The organism is Streptomyces sp. NPDC107581 (assembly GCF_055657175.1).
This window is the reverse complement of record NZ_JBVKBH010000004.1, coordinates 65,254-86,881: the sequence shown is the minus strand read 5'-3', so window position 1 is coordinate 86,881 and position 21,628 is coordinate 65,254. Positions and strand designations below refer to the sequence as shown.

The 21,628-nt window shown below is 71.2% G+C and carries 18 protein-coding genes and 2 pseudogenes; 15 read left to right on the top strand and 5 right to left on the bottom strand.

Going from position 1 to position 21,628, the window contains the following annotated elements; translation table 11 throughout:
* Window positions 1-222: 222 nt before the first annotated feature.
* From ACZ7P3_RS10345 to ACZ7P3_RS10330, 4 genes and pseudogenes are all read right to left on the bottom strand, one after another.
* Window positions 223-1,254: a LacI family DNA-binding transcriptional regulator gene (locus tag ACZ7P3_RS10345; RefSeq protein WP_472080470.1), complete on the bottom strand. Its 1,032-nt coding sequence runs from the start codon at window positions 1,252-1,254 to the stop codon at window positions 223-225.
* Entirely contained in the window at window positions 1,251-2,156 is a 906-nt protein-coding gene (locus ACZ7P3_RS10340) for a carbohydrate ABC transporter permease (RefSeq protein ID WP_472080468.1), read from the bottom strand. The genes ACZ7P3_RS10345 and ACZ7P3_RS10340 overlap by 4 nt, the downstream gene beginning before the upstream one ends.
* Entirely contained in the window at window positions 2,153-3,022 is an 870-nt protein-coding gene (locus tag ACZ7P3_RS10335) for a carbohydrate ABC transporter permease (RefSeq protein ID WP_472081041.1), read from the bottom strand. The genes ACZ7P3_RS10340 and ACZ7P3_RS10335 overlap by 4 nt, the downstream gene beginning before the upstream one ends.
* A 104-nt stretch (window positions 3,023-3,126) precedes the next feature.
* Window positions 3,127-3,849 (bottom strand): annotated as a pseudogene (locus ACZ7P3_RS10330) (type 2 periplasmic-binding domain-containing protein); the annotation flags it as partial.
* Between ACZ7P3_RS10330 and ACZ7P3_RS10325 the strand changes: the two are divergent.
* The 14 genes and pseudogenes from ACZ7P3_RS10325 to galE all read left to right on the top strand — a co-directional run.
* Window positions 3,841-4,608 (top strand): annotated as a pseudogene (locus ACZ7P3_RS10325) (beta-galactosidase trimerization domain-containing protein); the annotation flags it as partial. The pseudogenes ACZ7P3_RS10330 and ACZ7P3_RS10325 overlap by 9 nt on opposite strands.
* A gap of 36 nt (window positions 4,609-4,644) precedes the next feature.
* A complete protein-coding gene (locus ACZ7P3_RS10320) occupies window positions 4,645-6,207 on the top strand; it encodes a glycosyl hydrolase 53 family protein (RefSeq protein ID WP_472080466.1) in 1,563 nt (520 codons plus the stop codon).
* 181 nt (window positions 6,208-6,388) lie between these two features.
* Complete coding sequence (locus tag ACZ7P3_RS10315; protein WP_472080464.1) at window positions 6,389-6,679, top strand: helix-turn-helix domain-containing protein; 291 nt, start codon at window positions 6,389-6,391, stop codon at window positions 6,677-6,679.
* 464 nt (window positions 6,680-7,143) lie between these two features.
* On the top strand, window positions 7,144-7,605 hold the full coding sequence (gene crcB, locus ACZ7P3_RS10310) for a fluoride efflux transporter CrcB (protein ID WP_472080462.1): 462 nt from the start codon (window positions 7,144-7,146) through the stop codon (window positions 7,603-7,605).
* A complete protein-coding gene (locus tag ACZ7P3_RS10305; RefSeq protein WP_472080460.1) occupies window positions 7,602-7,982 on the top strand; it encodes a DUF190 domain-containing protein in 381 nt (126 codons plus the stop codon). Before crcB (ACZ7P3_RS10310) ends, ACZ7P3_RS10305 begins: the two co-directional genes overlap by 4 nt.
* Window positions 7,979-8,353 carry a fluoride efflux transporter CrcB gene (gene crcB, locus ACZ7P3_RS10300; protein WP_472080458.1) on the top strand — a complete coding sequence of 125 codons (375 nt, stop codon included), beginning with the start codon at window positions 7,979-7,981 and terminating at the stop codon, window positions 8,351-8,353. The genes ACZ7P3_RS10305 and crcB (ACZ7P3_RS10300) overlap by 4 nt, the downstream gene beginning before the upstream one ends.
* Window positions 8,354-8,428: 75 nt before the next feature.
* Entirely contained in the window at window positions 8,429-9,265 is an 837-nt protein-coding gene (locus tag ACZ7P3_RS10295; RefSeq protein ID WP_472080456.1) for an undecaprenyl-diphosphate phosphatase, read from the top strand.
* 170 nt (window positions 9,266-9,435) lie between these two features.
* Complete coding sequence (locus tag ACZ7P3_RS10290) at window positions 9,436-10,113, top strand: FadR/GntR family transcriptional regulator (protein ID WP_472081040.1); 678 nt, start codon at window positions 9,436-9,438, stop codon at window positions 10,111-10,113.
* Entirely contained in the window at window positions 10,110-11,552 is a 1,443-nt protein-coding gene (locus tag ACZ7P3_RS10285) for an amino acid permease (protein WP_472080454.1), read from the top strand. Before ACZ7P3_RS10290 ends, ACZ7P3_RS10285 begins: the two co-directional genes overlap by 4 nt.
* Before the next feature lie 32 nt (window positions 11,553-11,584).
* On the top strand, window positions 11,585-12,601 hold the full coding sequence (locus ACZ7P3_RS10280; protein WP_472081039.1) for an asparaginase: 1,017 nt from the start codon (window positions 11,585-11,587) through the stop codon (window positions 12,599-12,601).
* 116 nt (window positions 12,602-12,717) lie between these two features.
* A complete protein-coding gene (gene aspA / locus ACZ7P3_RS10275) occupies window positions 12,718-14,130 on the top strand; it encodes an aspartate ammonia-lyase (RefSeq protein ID WP_472080452.1) in 1,413 nt (470 codons plus the stop codon).
* Window positions 14,131-14,527: 397 nt separating this feature from the next.
* Complete coding sequence (locus ACZ7P3_RS10270; RefSeq protein WP_472080450.1) at window positions 14,528-15,556, top strand: UDP-glucuronic acid decarboxylase family protein; 1,029 nt, start codon at window positions 14,528-14,530, stop codon at window positions 15,554-15,556.
* Window positions 15,553-17,418 (top strand): glycosyltransferase, encoded by a 1,866-nt coding sequence (locus ACZ7P3_RS10265; RefSeq protein ID WP_472080448.1) that lies wholly within the window; start codon window positions 15,553-15,555, stop codon window positions 17,416-17,418. Before ACZ7P3_RS10270 ends, ACZ7P3_RS10265 begins: the two co-directional genes overlap by 4 nt.
* Before the next feature lie 33 nt (window positions 17,419-17,451).
* Window positions 17,452-18,567 carry a UDP-glucose 4-epimerase GalE gene (galE, locus tag ACZ7P3_RS10260; RefSeq protein ID WP_472080446.1) on the top strand — a complete coding sequence of 372 codons (1,116 nt, stop codon included), beginning with the start codon at window positions 17,452-17,454 and terminating at the stop codon, window positions 18,565-18,567.
* Here galE and ACZ7P3_RS10255 read toward each other — a convergent pair.
* Window positions 18,462-20,174, bottom strand: a complete 1,713-nt coding sequence (locus ACZ7P3_RS10255; protein ID WP_472080444.1) for a right-handed parallel beta-helix repeat-containing protein — start codon at window positions 20,172-20,174, stop codon at window positions 18,462-18,464. The two genes, galE and ACZ7P3_RS10255, sit on opposite strands and share 106 nt — an antisense overlap.
* Window positions 20,175-20,470: 296 nt before the next feature.
* On the opposite strand from ACZ7P3_RS10255, the gene ACZ7P3_RS10250 reads away from it, so the two are divergent.
* Complete coding sequence (locus ACZ7P3_RS10250; RefSeq protein WP_472080442.1) at window positions 20,471-21,400, top strand: glutaminase; 930 nt, start codon at window positions 20,471-20,473, stop codon at window positions 21,398-21,400.
* Window positions 21,401-21,628: the final 228 nt, after the last annotated feature.

Genomic DNA, 21,628 nt, shown 5'->3' with positions numbered 1-21,628 from the left:
CACGTTGCGCGGTCCGACGGGCCTTCCCGCCGGTACACATCACGCTAGGGCCGGGGAGCCCGCCACCGCTTCTCCGATCCTGACCGGTTGCGGCCTCCCCGGGCGCGAGCGCAGGGCCCGGCCTGCGCGACCGGGCCCGGGCGGTGCTCCTCGCCTGCGGGACGGGGCCGGCCGGACCCGGTGCACGGGCGACCTGCCCCGACAGCCGTCGGCAGCCTGCGCTCACGTCGAGTCGCGGCGCACCAGTTCCGTCGGCAGGATCACCGCGGCCGGGTCCTCGCCGCCGATCTGCGCGAGCAGCACCCGCACCATCTCGGCGCTGATCCGGTCCCACGGCTGCCGGACGGTGGTGAGGGCCGGGGTGGCGGCGGTCGCCGCGGGGGAGTCGTCGAAGCCGCCGACGGCGATGTCGTCCGGCACCCGCCTGCCCGCCCGGTGCAGGGCCGTCAGCACGCCCTGCGCCATCAGGTCGGAGGCGACGAACACGGCGTCCATGTCCGGGGCCCGGGCGAGCAGCCGCTCCGCGCCCGTCTCCCCGCTGGCCCGGCTGTAGTCGCCGGAGACGATCAGCCGCTCGTCCACCTCGACACCCGCCCCGGCGAGCACCTCCTTGTACCCGGCGAGCCGCTCCACCCCGCCCGGCGTGTCCAGCGGGCCGGTGACCACACCGATCCGGCGGCGGCCGAGCGAGAGCAGGTGCCGGACCATGTCCCGGGCGCCGTCGCGGTCGTCGGCCGCCACATAGCCGACCTTGGAGCCGAGGCCGATCGGTTTGCCGCAGGCCACCAGCGGCACGCCCGCCTCCCGCAGCTCCTCGGCGACCGGATCGCCGGAGTGGCTGGAGACCAGCAGCACGCCGTCGACGTGCCCGGCGGTGATGTACCGCGTGATGCGCCGCCGTTCGTCCTTCGTACCCGCCAGCATCAGCAGCAGCGGGATGTCTTGCGCGGCCAGTGCCTGCGTGCAACCACGCAGCAGCACATTGAAGTTGGGGTCCTCGAAGAACCGCTCCTGCGGCTCGGTCAGCAGGAAGCCGACCGAGTCCGAGCGTCCGGTGATCAGCGAGCGTGCGTGCCGGTTCACGACGTACCCGGTCCTGCGGATGGCGGCGTCGACCGCCTCCTGTGCGGCGGGGCTGACGTAGTGACCGCCGTTGAGCACGCGCGAGACGGTGCCCCGTGAGACCCCTGCCTCGCGCGCCACGTCGTGGATCGTCGGCGCTCTGCGCCGGCCCCCCGCATTGCTCATGGTCATGACTTTACGGCCCCGGACAGCAGATCCAGACTCCAGAAGCGCTGGATGACCAGGAACAGCGCGACCAGCGGGAGGACCGCGAGGAACGCGCCCGTGATCACCAGCGTGTACAGCGCCGGAGTGTTGGAGCCCTGCTCCAGCAGTGTGTACAGACCCAGCGTGAGCGGGAACCGCTCGTCGTCGCTGAGCATGATGTACGGCAGCAGGAAGTTGTTCCACACGGCCACGAACTGGAACAGGAACACCGTGACCATGCCGGGGACCATCATCGGCAGCGCGATCCGGGTGAAGATCCGCCACTCGCTCGCCCCGTCCATCCGCCCGGCCTCCACCACGTCGGCGGGGACGGCGGCCGCCGCGTAGACGCGGGACAGATAGACGCCGTAGGGGGAGAGGATCTGCGGCAGCAGCACGGACAGGTAGGAGTCCGTGAGGCCGGCCTTCGCCAGCAGCAGGTACTGCGGGACGGCGAGGATCACCGGGGGCATCAGGACCCCCGCGAGCAGGACGTTGAACATCGTCTCGCGGCCACGGAAGCGGTAGGTCGCGAGCGCGTAGCCGCTGAACGCCGAGACTGCGGTCGACAGCAGCGCGCCGAGACCGGCGTACAGCGCGGAGTTGCCCATCCAGGTCCAGTAGATGCCGCCGCGGTAGGCGTCCAGGTCCCTGATGTTGCCTGTGAAACCGGTGCCGGGCAGGAAGGTGAAGGTGGAGAACAGCTCGTGCCCGGACTTGGTGGACGCGATCACCACCCAGGCCACCGGCAGCAGCGTGTAGAGCGCGCCGGACAGCAGCGTGAGCGTCGGCACCAGGGCGGTGCGGCGGCGTGGCGGCGGGCCCTGGGCCGTACCCGCAGCGGTGCCCGCGGCCGGAGCGGCCTTGCGGACGGCGAGTGAACTCATCGGGCCTCCTCCTGCCGGTGACGACGGTTCGCGGCGCGCAGGAACCCGAAGGACAGCACCAGGGTGGCCAGCGCGATCAGGGTCGCCTCGGCGGCGGCCGCGTGGATGTCGCCCCGGTGGAAGGCGTCCTGGTACACCTTCATCAGCGGACTCCAGCTCGTGTTCACGGAGTTCGTCAGCGGCTTGAGGGTGGTCGGCTCGTTGAACACCTGGAGCGTTGCGATGATCGAGAAGAAGAAGGTCAGCACCAGCGAGGGCGCCACCATCGGGATCTTGATCCGCAGCGCGATCTGCAGCGGGGTGGCGCCGTCCAGCTTCGCCGCCTCGTACACCTCGGCCGGGACCGACCTGAGCGAGGTGTGGATGACGATCATGTTGAAGCCGGTGCCGCCCCAGACCGCGATGTTCGCCAGGGCGAGGTACAGCGGACCGCCGTCCAGCAGGTCCGGCTGTGGCAGACCCAGCCGGTCGAGCACGAAGTAGAACGGGCTGACGTCCGGGAGGTACAGAAAGCCCCACATCAGCGCGGCCACCACGCCCGGGACGGCGTACGGCAGGAAGATCGCGAGGCGGGTGAACGGGGCGAGCCGCACCCTCTCGGAGTCCAGCATCAGAGCGAACAGCAGCGCGAGGCCGAGCATCACCGGGACGACGATGCACCCGTAGCCGAGGACACGCAGCCCGCCGTCCAGGAACTCGCTGTCGTGGAAGGCCTCGGTGTAGTTCTCGAAGCCGGCCCAGACCTCGCTGCGGGCGTGCGCCCCCAGGCCGAGGCCGAAGACGTGCACCTTGCGGAAGCTGAGCCAGAGCGCGTAACCGATCGGCAGCGCGAAGAACAGGGCGAAGAGGACCGTGGCGGGCAGCAGGAAGACATAGGGCGCGCCGCGCGCTCGCCGGAGCGCGGTCCCGGGAGACGGATGGGCGTACGGCGCCCCCTCGACCGCCTGCGCCGTCCGGCGTGCGGGGCCGGTCACCGGGAGACCCCGAAGCCCTGCTTCTCCAGGTCGGCGACCGTGTCGTCCTGCATCCTGTCCAGGGCCGCGCCGAAGTCCGACTTGTTCCTGGCGGCGGCGCCGAACGCGTCGTTGAAGGTCGCGTAGGCGACGTTCACGTTCGGGCCACACGCGGAGGGCGCGGTGGTCTTCGCGATGGCGGCGGCCCTGGTGTAGAAGTCCGGCTGGTTGGAGAAGAACGCCGGCGGGGTGGCGAAGGCGCCGCTGAGCTGGGCCGAGGTGGAGGCCGGGTAGATGCCGCCCTCCTTCGCCAGCGCGTTCAGGGCGTCGCGGTCGGTGTTCAGCCAGGCGGCGAACTTCGCGGCGGCGGCCCGGTGCGGGGAGTCGGTGGTGACCGCGGTGGAGGAGCCGCCCCAGCTGCCGGTGACGTCCTGGTCGAGCGACCACTGGGGGAGCGGGGCCATGGCCCACTTGCCCTTGGTGTCCGGCGCGGCGGTGGTGAGCGTGCCCGGCGCCCAGACCGCGCTGACCCAGGCGATCTCCTTGCCGGTGTCGAGCGCCTTGTTCCAGGCCGGCTGGTACATCGGCTGGTTGTCGATGACACCCTCCTTGACCAGACTGCCCCAGAACTCGGCGACCTTGCGGGTGGCGGCGTCGTTGACGGCGACCTTCCACTTGTCGCCCGAGGTGGTCCACCACCGGGCGCCGGCCTGCTGGGCGAGGCCCGCGAACGGCCCAGCGAGGACCACGACCCGCGCGAGCGCGCCGACGCCTTCTACGAAGCCCTCTACGACCGTCACCTCACCGTCGACTTCGCCCACCCGGAAGCCGACTTGTCGGCCTATCCCCTGGTCGTCGTACCGGCCCTCTACCTGATGACCGAGGCGGCCGGGAACAACCTCAGGGAGTACGTCGACAACGGCGGCACACTCGTCGTGTCGTACTTCTCCGGCATCGTCGACGAGCACGACGCCGTCCACGAGGGCTCCTGCCCGGGCGCACTGCGCGATGTCCTCGGCCTCACCGTGGAGGAGTTCTCACCGCTGCTGAAGGACGAGCAGGTGCGCCTGGCCGGTCCCGACGGCTCCGAGCTGACCGGCGAGGTGTGGACGGAGTTCGTGGTGCCGCACGGCGCCGACACCGTGTGGACGTACGCCGACGGCCTCACCGCGGGCCACCCGGCGCTCACCCGGCACCGGCTCGGCGAGGGCACCGCCTGGTACGTCTCCACCCGCCTCGACGCCCACGGCCTGGACCTGCTCATCGGCTGGGCCGCCGACGACGCCCGGATCGCGCCGCGCCCCGACCTGCCCCGCGATGTGGAGGTCGTGCGCCGCAGCGGCGAGTCGGGGACCTACCTCTTCGCGATCAACCACACCACCGGCGACACCAAGGTGCCGCTGGACGCGCCCGGCACCGAGCTGCTGACGGGCGAACGCGCCGCGGGCCGCCTCGCGGTCCCGGCGGGGGCCGTGCGGGTCGTACGACTCGACGGCTGAACCGGCTCCCCAGCCACGTCGAAGGGACGACGGACGATGAAGCTCCACCCCGGACGCACCATCAGGGTTTTGCTGCTGCCGCTCGCGGCCGGGCTCGCCCTCACCGCCCTGCCCGCCCCGAGCGCCCGGGCCGCGGTCACCCTGACCAACGGCGGCTTCGAGTCGGACGGTTCCGGCGCGGCGAAGCCCACCGGCTGGTCGGAGTACGGCGACACCGGCGCCTCGTACACCGAGTCCGGCGGCCACGGCGGGAGTCACCGCCTCGCCCACTACTCTTCCGCCGCCTACAAGGTGGAGACGTACCAGTACCTGTCGGGACTGGCCAACGGGAACTACACCCTCACCGCCTGGGTGCGGTCCAGCGGCGGACAGAACGCCGCCTACATGGCGCTCAAGAACTGCGGGAGCCCCGAGCAGCGCACGGATCTGCCGATCTCGTCCAGTGGGTGGATCCGTATCGTCACCCCGGTCAACGTGACCAACAACCAGTGCACGGTCAGCATCAACAGTGACGCGCATGCCGGCAACTGGATCAATGTTGACGACCTGACCTTCACGTCCGGCACCGTCGGTACATCCATCCATGGCGCCGATGTCTCCTCCCTCGCCAAGAGCGAGGCCAAGGGCGGTGTCTACAGGACGAGTTCCGGCAGCACCGGCGACGCGCTCGCCGTCCTGAAGTCGTACGGCATGAACTACGCGCGCCTGAAGGTCTGGGTGAGTCCGGCCGACGGCTTCAACGACAAGGCGCATGTCCTCACCATGGCCAGGCGCGTCAAGGCGCGGGGCATGAAGCTGCTGGTCGACTTCCACTACTCGGACACCTGGGCCGACCCCGGCCGGCAGGCCGAGCCGGCCGCCTGGGAGGGCCACTCGTACAGCGCCCTCAAGACGGACGTGTACCACCACACCTTCGACGTGCTGAACGCGCTCAAGGCCCAGGGCACCACCGCCGACATGGTCCAGGTGGGCAACGAGATCAACGGCGGCATGCTGTGGCCGGAGGGATCGACGGACAACTGGGGACAGCTCGCGGGGTTGATCAACTCGGGCTACGACGCCGTCAAGGCGGTCAACCCGTCAACGCTGGTGGCGCTGCACCTGGCCAAGGGCGGGGACGAGGCCGGCACGGAGTGGTGGTTCGACAAGGCGGTCGCGAACGGAGTCAAGTTCGATGCGATCGGCCTGTCGTACTACGGCTACTGGCACGGCCCGCTCTCCGGCTTCCAGACCACCCTGGACGACGCGGCCGCCCGCTACGGAAGGCCGGTGTTCGTCGCAGAGACGGCCTACCCCTTCCGGCTGGACAGCGACGACTCGCTCGCCGACCAGATCGACACCACCGGTGAGCTGGTCTCCGGATACCCCGCGACCGTGGCCGGGCAGGCCAAGTGGATGAACGACGTGGCGAGCATCGTCGAGGCCGTCCCGAACGGCCGCGGCCTCGGCGTCTTCTACTGGGAGGCGACCTGGACCGCCGTCGCCGGCAACGGCTGGGACCCGGCCGACGCCTCCTCCGGCAACGGCTGGGAGAACCAGGCCCTGTTCGGCTACGACGACCGGGCGCTCTCTTCCATGACGTGGTTCGGCCACCGCTGAACCACTCCTGACGGGGCCCGGCCGTAAGGGGACGGCCGGGGCCCTTCCCCGTTTTCGTGAACGGGTCCCGCGGGGGCGGACGTCAGGTACCGGACAAGGGCGCCGGAGTGCGGTACGGAACGGCGTCGGCTGCGCGAGAGTGGGAACAGCGAAGAGGAGGCCGGGGACGGAGGCGGGACAGATGATGAGGACTCCCTCGGGCCGGATGCGGCAGACCATCCTGGACTGGCTCAAGGACCCGGCCGTGCACTTCCCGGCAGGGCGCTGCCACGGTGACCCCGCCGAGAGAGGCGTCACCGCGCGGGCGGTCGCCGCCAAGCTGGGCGTCTCCCGCCGGACGGCCGCGGCCCACCTCGACTTCCTCAGCCGCCTCGGTCTGCTGCGCACCCGGCGGATCCGCTGCCGCACCCACTACCGGCGCGACGAGATCCGCATCGCCGAGGTGGCCCGCATGTTCGAGAAGGGCTGGTGAAAGCCGGCACGCCCGCCTCCGTGCCGGCTGCGGCCTTCCTGGCTGTGCCACCGCACCAGCTGCGGCTTCTCCGGTTGCGCGCTTCCGTGCCGGCTGCGGCCTTCCTGGCTGTGCCACCGCACCAGCTGCGGCTTCTCCGGTTACGCGCTTCCGTGCCGGCTGCGGCCTTCCTGGCTGTGCCACCGCACCAGTTGCGGCCTCTCCGGTTGCGCCTCCGCACCAGCTGCCGCCGCCGTACTCGATGCTGCCGAGCCGCCGGCTGCGGTTGCCGCACCTGCCGCCGTCTCCCCACCCCCCTGCCGTCGCCTCACCGGCCCGCACCCTCCCGACGGGGCTCGCTCGGGGGACTCCCGGCCGGCCGGGCGTCACGGGCTGCACGCATCCCGGCGCAGGTGACACGGCGGTACCCTGGTGCCCGGCCGTGATCACCCGTCGGGGCAGGCCCGGACAGGAGACGTACCCGCATGACAGCCCCGGAAGCCGAGAGCGTCCGCGTCCGTCCCGGGCCACCGCGGCGGCCCGAGTGGCGAACCCAGGCCCCCGTCGTCGCGGTGGTCGCCCTGGGCGGCGCCCTGGGGGCGACGGCCCGGTATGCGCTCGCGCTGGCCTGGCCCACCCCGGCGGGCGGCTTCCCCTGGGCGACCTTCTGGACCAACGTGACCGGCTGCGCCGTGATCGGCGTGTTCATGGTGCTGATCACCGATGTGTGGGCGGCCCACCGCCTCGTCCGCCCCTTCTTCGGCACCGGGGTGCTCGGCGGTTTCACCACCTTCTCCACCTACGCCGTCGACATCCGCAACCTGGTCGACGCCGGCCACCCCCGCACCGGGCTGGCCTACCTCGCCGCGACCCTCCTCGCGGCCCTCGCGGCGGTGTGGCTTGCCTCGGCCGCCGCCCGCCCGGTGCTCACCCGGAGGCGACGATGACAGCACTCACCGGCCGGGCCCTGCGGCTGACCGTCCTCATCGGCGAGGACGACACCTGGCACCACAAACCCCTGTACTCCGAGATCGTGCACCGCGCACACGCGGCCGGGCTCGCCGGGGCCGGCGTCTTCCGGGGCATCGAGGGCTTCGGCGCCTCCTCCCGCATCCACACCTCCCGGCTGCTGTCGCTGAGCGAGGACCTGCCCGTGGCGGTCGTCGTCGTGGACACCGAGGAGCGGATCCGGGCGTTCCTGCCGCAGCTGGACGACCTCGTCGGCGAAGGCCTCGTGACCCTGGAGGAGTGCGAGGTCGTGCGGTACGTGGGCCGCGCATCAGGCCCGGACGAAGCGGACCCGAAGGGTAAGAGGTCGTTGTGAACTGGCTGCTGGTCGTCGTGGGGGCCGTGGTCGGCGCACCCTTGCGCTATCTCGCCGACCGGTCCGTCCAGGCCCGCCACGACTCCCTCTTCCCCTGGGGTACGTTCGTGGTGAACGTCCTCGGCTGTCTGATCCTGGGCCTGCTGACCGGCGCCGCCTCGGCCGGCGCCGCGGGCCCGCACCTGCAGCTGCTGCTGGGCACCGGTCTGTGCGGCGCCCTGACGACGTACTCGACCTTCTCCTACGAGACCCTGCGGCTGACCGAGGCAGGGGCCGGGCTCTACGCTGCCGCCAACGTCGTCGCGAACGCGGCGGCGGGACTCGGAGCGGCCTTCGCCGGGGTGTCCCTGGCCGGAGCCCTGTGGGCCTAGGTGCGTGGCGTACCGCCGGGCACACCAAGTACTGTCTACAGCACTGTCGACCAACTTTCCTCAGAACTGGATCCCATGAGCGCCATCACCGTCGGTCAAGCGGTCGTCCTCGGAGTGGTCGAGGGGGTGACCGAGTTTCTCCCCGTGTCCTCCACCGGCCACCTCAAGATCGCCGAGGGGCTCATGCACATTCCCGTCGACGACAAGTCCGTCGTCGGGTTCTCCGCCGTCATCCAGGTCGGCGCGATCGCCGCCGTGCTCGTGTACTTCTTCAAGGACATCAAGCGGATCATGACCGCCTGGTTCCGTGGTGTGACCAACCGCGAGGAGCGCTACCACCACGACTACAAGTTCGCCTGGTGGGTGATCTACGCGACCATTCCGATCGTCCTGGTGGGCCTGGCGGCCAAGCCTTTGATCGACGGCCCGCTCGCCTCGCTCTGGGTGGTGGCCGGCTCGCTGATCGTCGGCTCCGGCGTGATGTGGGCGGCGGACCAGATGGGCCGGCACAAGCGCGGTGAGGACGACACCTCCTTCAAGGACGCGATGCTGGTCGGCTGCTCCCAGATCCTCGCCCTGCTCTTCCCCGGCTTCTCCCGCTCGGGCGCCACCATGTCCACCGCGCTGGTCCTGGACCTGGACCGCGTCGCCGCCACCCGCCTGTCCTTCTTCCTCGGCATCCCGGCCCTGACCGGCGCGGGCATCTACGAGCTGAAGGACGCCCTCGGTGCGGGCGTGGGCGCCGCGCCGCTGGCCGTCGGGACCGCCGTGTCCTTCGTGGTCGCCTATGCCTCCATCGCCTGGCTGCTGAAGTTCGTCGCCAAGCACTCCTTCAACGCCTTCGTGATCTACCGGATCGTCATCGGCGTGGGCCTGATCGGTCTGCTCGCCACCGGTACGCTCGGCAGCTGAGCGAACCTCGGACCACCCACGGGGTGCGGACGCCCGCAGTCGGGCGCCGCACCCCGTGGCCGTTTCCCTGCGCGATGCCTTGACAGTTCCCTGATGCAACCCGCAGGATCGCACTCGTGAACCTGTCAGACAGCCAGACAGGTGGCCCGGCACCGCGGCGCGTCAGCGCCATGGAAGCGGTCCTCGGCCACCTCCGCGGCGCCATAGAACGCGGCGAGTACGCGATCGGCGACAAGCTCCCCTCCGAGGCCGAGCTGTGCCGCACCCTCGAGGTGTCCCGGCCCGTGCTTCGCGAGGCGCTGCGCGCGCTGCAGACGATGGGTCTGACGGTCTCCCGGACCGGAAAGGGCACCTTCGTCGTGGCCAGCGCCGTCGAGGACCCCACCTTCGGCGACTACGCGGCCAGCGATCTGCTCGAGGTGCGCCGGCACGTCGAGATCCCGGTGGCGGGATACGCGGCGGTGCGCCGCACCCCGGAGAACCTGGACCACCTGGCCCACCTGCTGGACCGGATGGAACGGGAGACGGACACCACCGCCTGGGTCGCGATGGACACCCTCTTCCACCTCGCCGTGGCCGAGGCCGCCCAGAACCCGGTCTTCCGCCGGGTCATCGAGGAGATCCGCGACGCACTGGCGCGTCAGTCGGCCTTCCTCAACGAGCTGGGCGGGCGCCGTGAGCAGTCCAACCGCGAGCACCGCGCCATCGTCGAAGCGCTGATCGACGGGTCCGAGCACGATGCGGTCGAGGCCATGAGCCACCACCTCGACCGCGTCGAGACGACCCTCACCGACATCGTGCGCCCCGCGCGCGCGGACCTCCCCACGGAAGGCGGACCCGAGGCGTGAGCGAGCAGCACCTCAAGGACGGGACGCGCACCTCTTCCGGTCATGTGGACGCCGGGGACGCCGGGTACAGCAAGTCGCTGAAGCACCGGCACGTCAACATGATCGCCATCGGGGGTGCCATCGGCACCGGGCTCTTCCTCGGGGCGGGCGGCCGGCTCGCCGACGCCGGACCCTCCCTGTTCATCGCGTACGCCGTCTGCGGTGTCTTCGCCTTCCTCGTCGTCCGCGCGCTCGGCGAACTCGTCCTCTACCGCCCCTCCTCCGGTGCCTTCGTGTCGTACGCCCGGGAGTTCCTCGGTGAGAAGGGCGCCTACACCGCCGGCTGGATGTACTTCCTGAACTGGGCCACCACCGGCATCGCCGACATCACGGCGGTGGCCACCTACACGCACTACTGGGGCATGTTCTCCGACGTCCCGCAATGGGTGATCGCCCTGATCGCCCTGGCCGTCGTCCTCACCGTGAACCTGATCTCCGTGAAGATCTTCGGCGAACTGGAGTTCTGGTTCGCGATCGTCAAGGTCAGCGCGCTGGTGATCTTCATGTGCATCGGCATCTTCCTGCTGGTCACCCAGCACCCCGTCGACGGCCACCACCCCGGCCCGTCCCTGATCACCGACCACGGCGGCATCTTCCCGAACGGCCTGCTGCCCATGCTGCTGATCATCCAGGGCGTCGTCTTCGCCTACGCCTCCGTCGAACTGGTCGGCGTCGCGGCGGGGGAGACCGAGAACCCCGAGAAGATCATGCCGAAGGCGATCAACTCGATCATGTGGCGCGTGGGCCTGTTCTACGTCGGCTCGGTCGTCCTGCTCTCGATGCTCCTGCCCTGGAACACGTACAAGGCCGGCGAGAGCCCCTTCGTGACCGTCCTGTCCCATGCCGGCGTCCCCGCGGCCGGCGACGTGATGAACCTGGTCGTGCTGACCGCGGCCATGTCCTCGCTGAACTCCGGCCTGTACTCCACCGGCCGCATCCTGCGCTCCATGGCGGTGAGCGGCTCGGCCCCGAAGTTCACCGCGCGGATGAGCCGCAGCCAGGTCCCGTACGGCGGAATCCTGCTCACCAGCGGTATCTGTGTCCTCGGTGTCGGTCTGAACTACGTCGTCCCGGCGGACGCCTTCGAGATCGTCCTGAACTTCGCGGCGATCGGCATCCTCGCCACCTGGGGCATGATCATGATCTGTCACCTGCTCTTCTGGCAGAAGACCCGGAAGGGCGAACTGGCCCGGCCCGCCTACCGGCTGCCGGGCTCCCCCTGGACCGAAGCCGTGACGCTGGCGTTCCTCGCCTGCGTCCTGGTCCTCATGTACGCCGACGGCGGCGCCGCACGCACCACCGTGTTGTGCCTGCCGCTGATCGTCGCAGCGCTGGTCGCGGGCTGGTACGCCATCCGCGGCCGAATAGCGCGCCAGTCCACCACCGGAGCCGGCGCGTGACCCGCGCAGCGCTCCCCGACAAGCAGGCAGTGATGTACAGCAGTTCCCCCTCGGCCGCACCCCTCGTCCGCGAGCCCCTCCACACCCCCGTCGCCCATCTCATCCGCGGCGGGGTCGTGGAGGGCATCCACTACGGCTCCGTCGTCGTCCTCGGCGCCGACGGTCAGGTCCAGTTCCAGCTCGGCGACATCGAGGCCGCGTTCTACCCGCGCTCGGCCCTCAAGCCCGTCCAGGCCGTGGCGATGCTGCGGGCCGGGCTGCCGCTCGACGGCGAGCTGCTCTCGCTGGCCGCCGCGAGCCACTCCGGCGAGGAGCGCCACCTCGCCGGCACCCGGCGGATCCTCGAACTGGCCGGGCTCGGCGAGGACGACCTGCGCAACGTCCCCGACATGCCGTACGACCCGGTCGTGCGGGACGCCTGGGTGCGCGAGGGCCGGCTGCCCTCCCGCCTCGCCCAGAACTGTTCCGGCAAGCACGCGGCGATGCTGTGGACCGCCCGGCTCAACAACTGGTCCCTGGCGGAGTACCTGGACCCGGCGCACCCGCTCCAGCAGGCCATCGCCGAGATCGTCGAGGACCTGACAGGGCAGCGGGTCGCCCGGGTGACGGTCGACGGCTGCGGCGCGCCGTTGTTCTCCATCTCCCTGCACGGCCTCGCCCGCGCCGCCGCCCGCATCACCACCGCCGCGCCGGGCACGCCCGAGGCCCGGGTGGCCGACGCCATGCGCGAACACGCCGAGATGGCCTCCGGCACTCGGCGCGACGTGGCGGCGCTGATGCGGGCCGTCCCCGGCCTGCTCGCCAAGGACGGCTTCGAAGGCGTCCAGGTGGCCGCGCTGCCCGACGGCCGCGCCATCGCCGTCAAGATCGCCGACGGCGCGAATCGTGCGCGCGTTCCGGTCGCCGCGGCCGCGCTCGCGCGCGCGGGCGTCGACCCGGAGCTGCTCACGCAGTTCGCCGGTGAGCCGCTGCTCGGGGGAGGGGAGCCGGTGGGGTGCGTGCGGCCGGTACGCGCGCTGGACCCGGTTCCGTTCACCACCTGCGCATAGCCCCGGCGGATCGGCCGTCGTGGACCTGCGGGTCCGTCGTGGCCGATCGCGCAGTTCCCCGCGCCCCTTCCAAGGGCCCTTTCACCTCCGTACCTCAGAAAGAGGACTGTACGTTCATGACCGCGCCCACCCGTAGCGAGCACGACCTGCTCGGTGACCGCGACGTACCGGCCGACGCGTACTGGGGTGTCCACACCCTGCGCGCGACCGAGAACTTCCCCATCACCGGCACCCCGATCTCCGCCTACCCGCATCTGATCGACGCCCTGGCCGCCGTCAAGGAGGCTGCCGCCCTCGCCAATGCGGAACTCGGCCTGCTGGAGCCGGAGAAGGCGGACGCGATCGTCGCCGCCTGCCGGGAGATACGCGCCGGCAAGCTGCACGACCAGTTCGTCGTGGACGTCATCCAGGGCGGCGCCGGCACGTCCACCAACATGAACGCCAACGAGGTCGTGGCCAACCGCGCGCTGGAACTGCTCGGGCACGCCAAGGGGCAGTACGCGCACCTGCACCCCAACGAGGACGTCAACCTCGGCCAGTCCACCAACGACGTCTACCCGACCGCCGTCAAGGTCGCGACGGTGTTCGCGGTGCGCGGTCTGCTCAAGGCGATGGCCGTCCTCCAGGACGCCTTCGCCCGCAAGGCCGTCGAGTTCCGCGACGTGCTGAAGATGGGCCGCACCCAGCTCCAGGACGCGGTCCCGATGACCCTCGGCCAGGAGTTCTCCACGTTCGCCGTGATGCTGGACGAGGACCGCCTCCGCCTTGCCGAGGCCGTCGAGCTGATCCACGAGATCAACCTGGGCGCCACGGCCATCGGCACCGGTCTCAATGCGCCGGCCGGATACGCCGAGGCCGCCCGCCGGCACCTCGCCGCGATCACCGGGCTGCCCCTCGTCACGGCGGCCAACCTCGTCGAGGCCACCCAGGACTGCGGCGCCTTCGTCCAGATGTCCGGCGTGCTCAAGCGGATCGCGGTCAAGCTCTCCAAGAGCTGCAACGACCTGCGGCTGCTCTCCTCCGGACCGCGTGCGGGCCTCGGCGAGATCAACCTGCCGCCGGTGCAGGCCGGTTCGTCGATCATGCCGGGCAAGGTCAACCCGGTGATCCCCGAGGTCGTCAACCAGGTCGCCTTCGAGGTGATCGGCAACGACGTCGCCATCACCATGGCGGCCGAGGCCGGACAGCTCCAGCTCAACGCCTTCGAGCCGATCATCCTGCACTCCCTGTCGGAGAGCATCACCCACCTGCAGAGTGCCTGCCTCACCCTCGCCGAACGGTGCGTGAACGGCATCACCCCCAACACCGAGCGGCTGCGCGCCACCGTGGAGAACTCCATCGGCCTGGTCACCGCGCTCAACCCGCACATCGGGTACACCGCGGCCACCGACATCGCCAAGGAGGCCCTCGCCACCGGCCGGGGCGTGGCCGAACTGGTCCTGGAGAAGGGTCTGCTGCCCGCCGAGCGGCTGACGGACCTGCTCCGTCCGGAGGTGCTCGCGGGCAGCAAGGCGGCGCCCGCGATCTGACGGAACGCCACCCGCGTGCCGCCCGGTCCGGCGCTCCCGGCCGGGCCGGCCCGCGGGTGCCGTCAATCCCGCCGAAGCGGGTGCTGCAATCCCGCCGAAGCCGGTTGCCGTCACACCCGCCGACACGCGGGTGCCGTCATACCCAGGGATGAAACCCTGCGCAGGCGCCCGCACCCGGCGCATCCCGGCTGTGGCGGGACCGCACCACACGTTTTCCCCGGCGGGCCCTACCCGCTGATCGGCGCAGCCCGACTCGCCATTTCTCCGGACAGTGCTACTAGCGCACATAGGGTGAATTCGCGGCCTCGGCAAAGGCCGTCTCCTGCCCTGGCAAACGGACCTCCCCGCCCGGTGCCGGTCGGAGCGACGGAATCCTTCGGCGAATCCAGGAGAATCCATGCGTGTGGCCGTGACAGGTGGCGGCGGATTTCTCGGCTCGCACCTCTGCGAAGCCCTCCTACGGCGCGGTGACGAGGTCGTGTGTCTGGACGACTTCTCCACCGGCGATCCTGCGAACATCTCCGCCTTTCTCGGGAATCCGGCCTTCGAACTCATCCGCGGGGACGTCTGCCGGTCGGCCGATGTGCGGGGCTCGGTGGATGCGGTGGCCCATCTGGCCAGCCCCGCCTCGCCGCCCGACTATCTCCGGCGCCCGCTGGAGACGCTCGCCGTGGGCAGCCACGGCACGGAGAACGCGCTCCGCCTCGCCGCCCGGCACGGCGCCCGTTTCGTGCTCGCCTCCACGAGCGAGGTGTACGGGGACCCCGAGGTGCATCCTCAGGACGAGACGTACTGGGGGCATGTGAATCCGATCGGACCGCGCAGCGTCTACGACGAGGCGAAGAGGTTCGCCGAGGCACTGACACAGGCCCACCGGACGCATTGCGGAACGAACACCGGAATCGTCCGGATCTTCAATACCTATGGTCCGCGCATGCGTCCGCACGACGGGCGGGTCGTCTCCAGTTTCGTGGTCCAGGCCCTCGCCGGTGAGCCCCTGACCGTCTACGGCGACGGAAAGCAGACCCGCAGTTTCTGCTATGTGGACGACCTGGTGCGCGGAATCATCACCATGCTGGACCGTGACGAACCGGGACCGGTGAATCTCGGAAATCCCGTCGAACTGACGGTACTTCAGCTGGCCGACCTCGTCCTCGGCCTGACGGGGTCCGGGGCCGAGGTCGAGTTCCATCCGCTGCCCGTCGACGACCCCGCCCGCCGGCGACCGGAGATCGCCCGGGCGGCGGAACGTCTCGGCTGGGTCCCCGAGGTGGACATCGAGGACGGACTGCGCCGCACGGTGCGTTGGTTCGCGGGCCGGCCCCGGGACGTCGCGACCGCGCTCGCCGCGATCCGGGGCGGCCAGCAGGACGGCACGGTCGCCGCCCGGCCACGGCTGCCCGGTGCGACCCCCGTCCCGTCGTGACCCAGACGGATCCCCGCCTCGCGGCGGACACCGCCCCCGACCCGGGGCCGGGGCGGGACATCGACGCGGCGCTGAGAACCCACCTGTGGACCCTGTCGTCGGGCAACGTCGTCGACACGCCGGCCGACGGTCCCGTCTTCGGCCGTCCGCGCAGATCGCTCGTACCGGCGCCCCAGGCCTGGATCCCCCGGCTGCGCACCGCGGACCGGGTCACGGTGGCGGTGCTCGCGCTGTGCTGGCTGGCCGCCCTCGTGTGGTTCTGGCAGTGGTGGACACGTCCGGAGCACCGGGTCGGCTGGACCGGTTTCGCGGTGAACAGCGCACTGCTGCTGTATCTGTCCCTCCTGCCGATGTACTTCGTGGTCGCGGTGCTGCGCCTGCGCACCCTCGATCCCGCCGTCGAAGTCCCCCGGCTGCGCACGGCGTTCGTGGTGACCCGGGCTCCCTCCGAGCCCCCCGAGGTCGCGCGCACCACCCTCGGCGCGATGCTGCGCCAGGACTTCCCGCACCCGTACGACGTCTGGCTGTGCGACGAGGACCCGGACCAGGAGATCCTGGACTGGTGTGCGGCCCGGGGCGTGCACGTGTCCTGCCGGCGCGGAGTCGCCGCCTACCACCGGGACGCCTGGCCCCGTCGCACCCGGTGCAAGGAGGGCAACCTCGCGCACTTCTACGACCACTGGGGATACCGCGACTACGACGTGGTGGCCCAGCTCGACGTCGACCACGTGCCCCGGCCCGGCTATCTGAGCGAGATGGTCCGGCCGTTCGCCGATCCGGCGGTCGGATACGTGGCCGCCCCCAGCGTCTGCGACGCCAACGCGCCCGGCTCATGGTCGGCCCGCGGACGGCTGCACCGCGAGGCCACCTTTCACGGGCCGATGCAGCTCGGCCACACCGACGGTCTGGCGCCGCTGTGCATCGGCTCCCACTACGCCGTGCGGACCCGCGCCCTGCGGGACATCGGCGGACTCGGACCCGAGCTGGCCGAGGACTTCTCGACCACCTTCCTGCTGAACTCGGCCGGCTGGCACGGCGCGTTCGCCATCGACGCCGAGGCGCACGGCGACGGCCCGCTCACCTTCGCCGCGATGGTGACGCAGGAGTTCCAGTGGTCGCGGAGTCTCGTGGCGATGCTGCTCGGCATGCTCCCGAGGCATCTGCGGCGGATGCCCGGCCGGCTCAGGCTGCGGTTCGCGTTCGCCCTCTCGTACTATCCGCTGCTGGCCCTGACCACGACCGGCGGACTGCTGCTGCCCCCGGTGGCCGCGATCACCGGCGTCCCGTGGATCAACGTCAACTACGCCGCGTTCCTGGTGCACTTCTGGTCCATGTCGTGCTTCCTGGTGCTGCTCACGCTGCTGCTGCGGCGGCGCGGACTGCTGCGGCCCGCCGACGCGCCCCTGCTGAGCTGGGAGGGCTGGCTGTTCGGACTGACCCGCTGGCCGTACGTGGCCTGGGGCGCCACGGCCGCACTGGTGCAGCGACTGCGGCCGAAGAAGGTCGTCTTCAAGGTGACGCCCAAGACCCGTGACGGCATGGAGCCGCTGCCGCTGCGCCTGATGCTCCCCTACCTCCTGATCACGGCCGTTCTGTCCGGCGCGGCCGTCATCGGGGAGCTGACCGGACCCGCCGTCGGCTATGTGTTCCTCTGCCTCCTGGGCTCCCTCTCCTACGGTCTGGTGACGCTCGCGGTGGGTGCCCTGCACATCCGCGAGACCGCCCGGTCCGCGGGCGTCGGTGTCCACCGGGCCCTGCGCACCGCCGCCCTGCCCCTGGCCACCGGGCTCGTCACGCTCCTCCCGCTGGCCTGGGCGCTGCTGCTGTTCCCCGCCTATGTGCGCGGTTTCATCGCGGGCTGACGCCCGTCCCCCTAGACGGAACGAGGTATCCCCATGCCCGAGACGGTCCTGGTGACCGGCGGCGCGGGTTTCATCGGCAGCCACACCTGCGTCGAACTGCTCGACCACGGCTACGAAGTCGTCGTCGTGGACAACCACGTCAACAGCTCTCCCCGGGCCCTGGACCGCATCGCCAAGATCGCGGGACGGCCGCTCGCCGCCGCCTACCGGGCCGATGTGCGCGACCGCGCGGCCCTGACCGAGGTGTTCGCCGCCCATCCGGTGAATGCCGTCATCCACTTCGCGGCGCACAAGGCGGTCGGGGAGTCGGTGGCCCTGCCGGTCGAGTACTACGACACGAACGTCGGCGGCACCTGCGCCCTGCTGTCGGTCATGCACGAGCACCGGGTCCACCGCCTGGTGTTCTCCTCGTCCTGCTCCGTCTACGGCGACGCCAGGACGGTGCCGCTGACCGAGCGGAGCCCGGTGGCGCCCACCAACCCCTACGCCCGCACCAAGCTGATGTGCGAGCGGATCCTGGAGGACGTCTGCGAGCGGCTCGCACCGATGAAGGTGCTCGCCCTGCGCTACTTCAACCCGGTCGGAGCCCACCCGAGCGGTCTGCTCGGCGAGGACCCGCGCGGTGTCCCGGGCAACCTCATGCCCTACGTCGCGCAGGTCGCCGTGGGCCGTCGCGAACGGCTGAGCGTCTTCGGCGACGACTACCCGACGCCCGACGGCACCGGAGTGCGGGACTACATCCATGTCATGGACGTCGCCGAGGGACACCGGGTGGCCGTAGCGCACCTGGACGACGCCACCGGCATGCGGGTGTTCAACCTCGGCACCGGCACCGGCACCTCGGTGCTGCAGCTCGTCGCCGCCTTCGGCGAGGCCAGCGGCCGCCCGGTGCCCTACCGGGTCGTCGGCCGCAGAGCGGGCGACGTCGCCGCCCTCGTCGCCGACCCGGGCAAGGCGGCCGCGGCCTGGGACTGGACCACCACACGGGACCTGGGGGCCATGTGCCGTGACGCCTGGCGGTTCCAGGAACTCCATCCCGACGGCTACTCCCACCGGACTCCTCGCGTCGGCGGCCCCGCGACGGGAGAATCCGGTGCGGCCTGCACGGCACCCGGCACCGGGGATCCGGTCAGCGGTGTCCCGACGTAGTCCACCGGACCGGGGTCGACACCCATGGCCCGCAGGTCCACCGCCACCCCGGCCAGCCGCCGGGCGCACCGGGAGGCCAGTGCGCCCGGCGTCGGGTCCGTGCCGCGCGGGCCGGGGGTGCTCACCGGTCGCGGGACCTCGGCCAGGCACGGGTCCGCGCCGCTTCCGGTGGCCCGCGCCCCCTGCATCTCCTGGCCCGTCTCGCGCCGCCAGGCGGCCAGATCGGAGTACCGGCGCTCTCCCCACCACATGACCGGACTCCTGGGGCTGTGGTAGTCGTTGCCCTGCATCTCCACCTGCGAGGTGTCGAAGGCGGTCTGGCCCGCCACCACGGGGGAGCCGTCGGTGACGAACACGTTGTTGCGCACCGAGACCGCGCCGAGGCGGGGCCGCAGCCGCAGCGCGGGGGCCAGGACGGTGCCGTTCGCCCCGGCCAGCACCGTGTTCTGGTAGATCGCGAGGTTGCTGACCTGCGAGCCGATCACCACGATGCCGCCGTAGTCCTGGAGCTTGCGGGCGTCGTCCCGGCTGATGTTGTAGCGGATCGTGTTGTCCGTGTGGGCCTTGTTCGCAGCGGCGGAGAACGCCAGGAAGCCCGCGCCGTCGTTGCCGTAGGCCAGGTTGTACTGCAGCAGCGAATAGGACACGTTGTTGTCCAGGTCGAAGCCGCCGCCGTCCGCCCGGGACCCGGTGTGGTTGTCGTAGGCGGCGTTGCGCTGGAGGACGATCCGCGTCGAGTCGTACGTCCAGATGCCCTCCGGGCCCTCCACGGCGTCCGCCGAGGACAGCGCTCCGTTGCCGTGGGCGACGGATCCCTCCACGACACCGTGGCGGACGCTGCCGAGGACGATGCCGCTGCCGGTGTTGCGGTCGGCCGCCCGCGGGTCACCGTCGTTCCGGAACGACCTCACCCGCGAGACGGTCACCTGCTCGTGCGCGTACGCCGGCGCGTCCGCGTCGAAGGCGGGGCCGTCCGACACGAACCCCGCGTCCTTGTTGCCGTGCACGGCGCAGTCGTCGATCACCACGTCCCGGAAGCCGGAGCCCCCGTCGCCGTGCAGCCGGATGCCGTTGCGGAAGCCCGACACGTCGACGTCCGTGACCCGGACGTACGGCAGTTTCCGCGTCCCGGGCAGGTCGCTGACGAAGCCGATGCCGTCCTGCGACCGGTAGGAGTGGGCGTCACCCACGAGGATCAGGTTGCGGATCAGGATCCCGCTCGTGTCGTACACCGCGATGCCGCGGGTGCCGGCTGCCGCGATCACGGCGCGGCCCGGTCCGTAGGAGTCGATCACCACCGGCTTGCGGGCGTTCCCGGCGTCGCCCGGGCCGACGGTGAGGGTGCCGGGAAAGCGCGCGCCGCCCTTCAGCAGCAGACGGTCGCCCGGTCGCAGCCGTACGGTGTCCGCGCGCCGCAGGGTCCGCCAGGCGGTCCGCGGGGTCCGGCCGTCGCCCCCGTCGTCGCCGTCGGGACTCAGATAGAACGTCCGTCCGGCCCGTGAACTCTCCAGCACGGGAACCAGCGGGGTGGGCATGCCGCATCCGGCCAGCACCAGCACCAGCACCGCTGCGCACAGGCCCACCCGGTAGACGCTCCGCCGGCGCACGGTCGCTCCTGTCTCCCGGTGACCGGACAGGCTCCGGTCCGGGAGTCACCCTGACGCGCGGACCCGTGCTCCGCGGCCCAGCACGCGGAGTTCGGTTCAAGACATGCCTGATTGGCGTCCTGCCGCTGCCGGGAACGACGCGGGAAGGGCGACGGGAGGACGAGGTAGGGCGATGGACGCAAGGACGACGGAAGGACGATGGCAGGACGACGGAAGGACGATGGAGAGACGGGCGGAAGACGAGCGAGGGACGATGGAACGCTGACCCTCGGGCGCCCCGACGACAGGAGTGCGGCATGATGACGATCATGTCCTCGCAGTTCCAGCCCGTTCTTGACCGCATCGCGTCGGAGATCGATCGCACCCCTGGGCGCGGCCGGTCCGCCGACTACATCCCGGCGCTCGCGGCCCGTGATCCCCGCAGCTTCGGCATGGCCGTGGCCGAGCTGGACGGCACGGTGTACGGGGTGGGGGAGTGGCGGCACCCCTTCTCCGCGCAGTCCATCACCAAGGTGTTCACGCTCGCCCTGGACCTGGCCCGCGAGGGCGACGAACTGTGGGAGTACGTGGGGCGCGAGCCCTCCGGCAACCCGTTCAACTCGCTGGTGCAGTTGGAGTACGAGAACGGCATCCCGCGGAATCCCTTCATCAACGCCGGCGCGCTCGTGGTCACCGACCGCCTCCAGACCCGTACCGGGGACGCGGCCGGGGAGCTGCTGGCCTTCCTCCGGGCCGAGAGCGGCAACCCGTCGCTGGACTTCGACGAGGAGGTCGCCGCCTCCGAGACCGCACACGGCGACCGCAACGCCGCCCTCGCCCATTTCATGGCGTCCTACGGCAACATCGACAACTCCGTGCCGGTCCTGCTCGACCAGTACTTCCGGCAGTGCTCCATCGAGGCATCCTGCGCCGACCTGGCCCTCGCCACCTCCTTCCTGGCCCGGCACGGGATCCGCGCCGACGGCACCCGGCTGCTCACCCGCAGCCAGGCCAAACAGGTCAACGCGGTGATGCTGACCTGCGGCACGTACGACGCGGCCGGCGACTTCGCCTACCGCGTCGGCCTGCCGGGCAAGAGCGGCGTCGGCGGCGGCATCATCGCCGTCGTCCCGGGACGCTGCACCCTGTGCGTCTGGAGCCCGGGGCTGGACGAGCGCGGCAACTCGGTCGCGGGCGTGGCGGCACTCGACAGATTCACGACCCTGACGGGCCTTTCGGTGTTCTGACCCGCAGCGCGCGGACCACCGGCACCGCGGACCAGCAGCGCGCCAACCACCGGCACCGCGGACCCGCAGTCGGCGAACCATCGGCACCGCGGACCAGCAGCGCGCCAACCACCGGCACCGCGGACCCGCAGTCGGCGGACCACCGGCACCGCCGCCACCGCCCGTAGCGCCGACGCCGCCGACATCGCGTACTCGCAGTGTGCGAACTGCCGCACCACGTACCAGTCA

What these genes read in the sequence shown, in the direction of transcription:
- ACZ7P3_RS10345 (WP_472080470.1), bottom strand. Translation starts at nt 1,254, where the DNA reads ATGACCATGAGCAATGCGGGGGGCCGGCGCAGAGCGCCGACGATCCAC.
- ACZ7P3_RS10340 (WP_472080468.1), bottom strand. Translation starts at nt 2,156, where the DNA reads ATGAGTTCACTCGCCGTCCGCAAGGCCGCTCCGGCCGCGGGCACCGCT.
- ACZ7P3_RS10320 (WP_472080466.1), top strand. Translation starts at nt 4,645, where the DNA reads ATGAAGCTCCACCCCGGACGCACCATCAGGGTTTTGCTGCTGCCGCTC.
- ACZ7P3_RS10315 (WP_472080464.1), top strand. Translation starts at nt 6,389, where the DNA reads ATGATGAGGACTCCCTCGGGCCGGATGCGGCAGACCATCCTGGACTGG.
- crcB (WP_472080462.1), top strand. Translation starts at nt 7,144, where the DNA reads ATGACAGCCCCGGAAGCCGAGAGCGTCCGCGTCCGTCCCGGGCCACCG.
- ACZ7P3_RS10305 (WP_472080460.1), top strand. Translation starts at nt 7,602, where the DNA reads ATGACAGCACTCACCGGCCGGGCCCTGCGGCTGACCGTCCTCATCGGC.
- ACZ7P3_RS10295 (WP_472080456.1), top strand. Translation starts at nt 8,429, where the DNA reads ATGAGCGCCATCACCGTCGGTCAAGCGGTCGTCCTCGGAGTGGTCGAG.
- ACZ7P3_RS10290 (WP_472081040.1), top strand. Translation starts at nt 9,436, where the DNA reads ATGGAAGCGGTCCTCGGCCACCTCCGCGGCGCCATAGAACGCGGCGAG.
- ACZ7P3_RS10280 (WP_472081039.1), top strand. Translation starts at nt 11,585, where the DNA reads ATGTACAGCAGTTCCCCCTCGGCCGCACCCCTCGTCCGCGAGCCCCTC.
- aspA (WP_472080452.1), top strand. Translation starts at nt 12,718, where the DNA reads ATGACCGCGCCCACCCGTAGCGAGCACGACCTGCTCGGTGACCGCGAC.
- ACZ7P3_RS10270 (WP_472080450.1), top strand. Translation starts at nt 14,528, where the DNA reads ATGCGTGTGGCCGTGACAGGTGGCGGCGGATTTCTCGGCTCGCACCTC.
- galE (WP_472080446.1), top strand. Translation starts at nt 17,452, where the DNA reads ATGCCCGAGACGGTCCTGGTGACCGGCGGCGCGGGTTTCATCGGCAGC.
- ACZ7P3_RS10250 (WP_472080442.1), top strand. Translation starts at nt 20,471, where the DNA reads ATGATGACGATCATGTCCTCGCAGTTCCAGCCCGTTCTTGACCGCATC.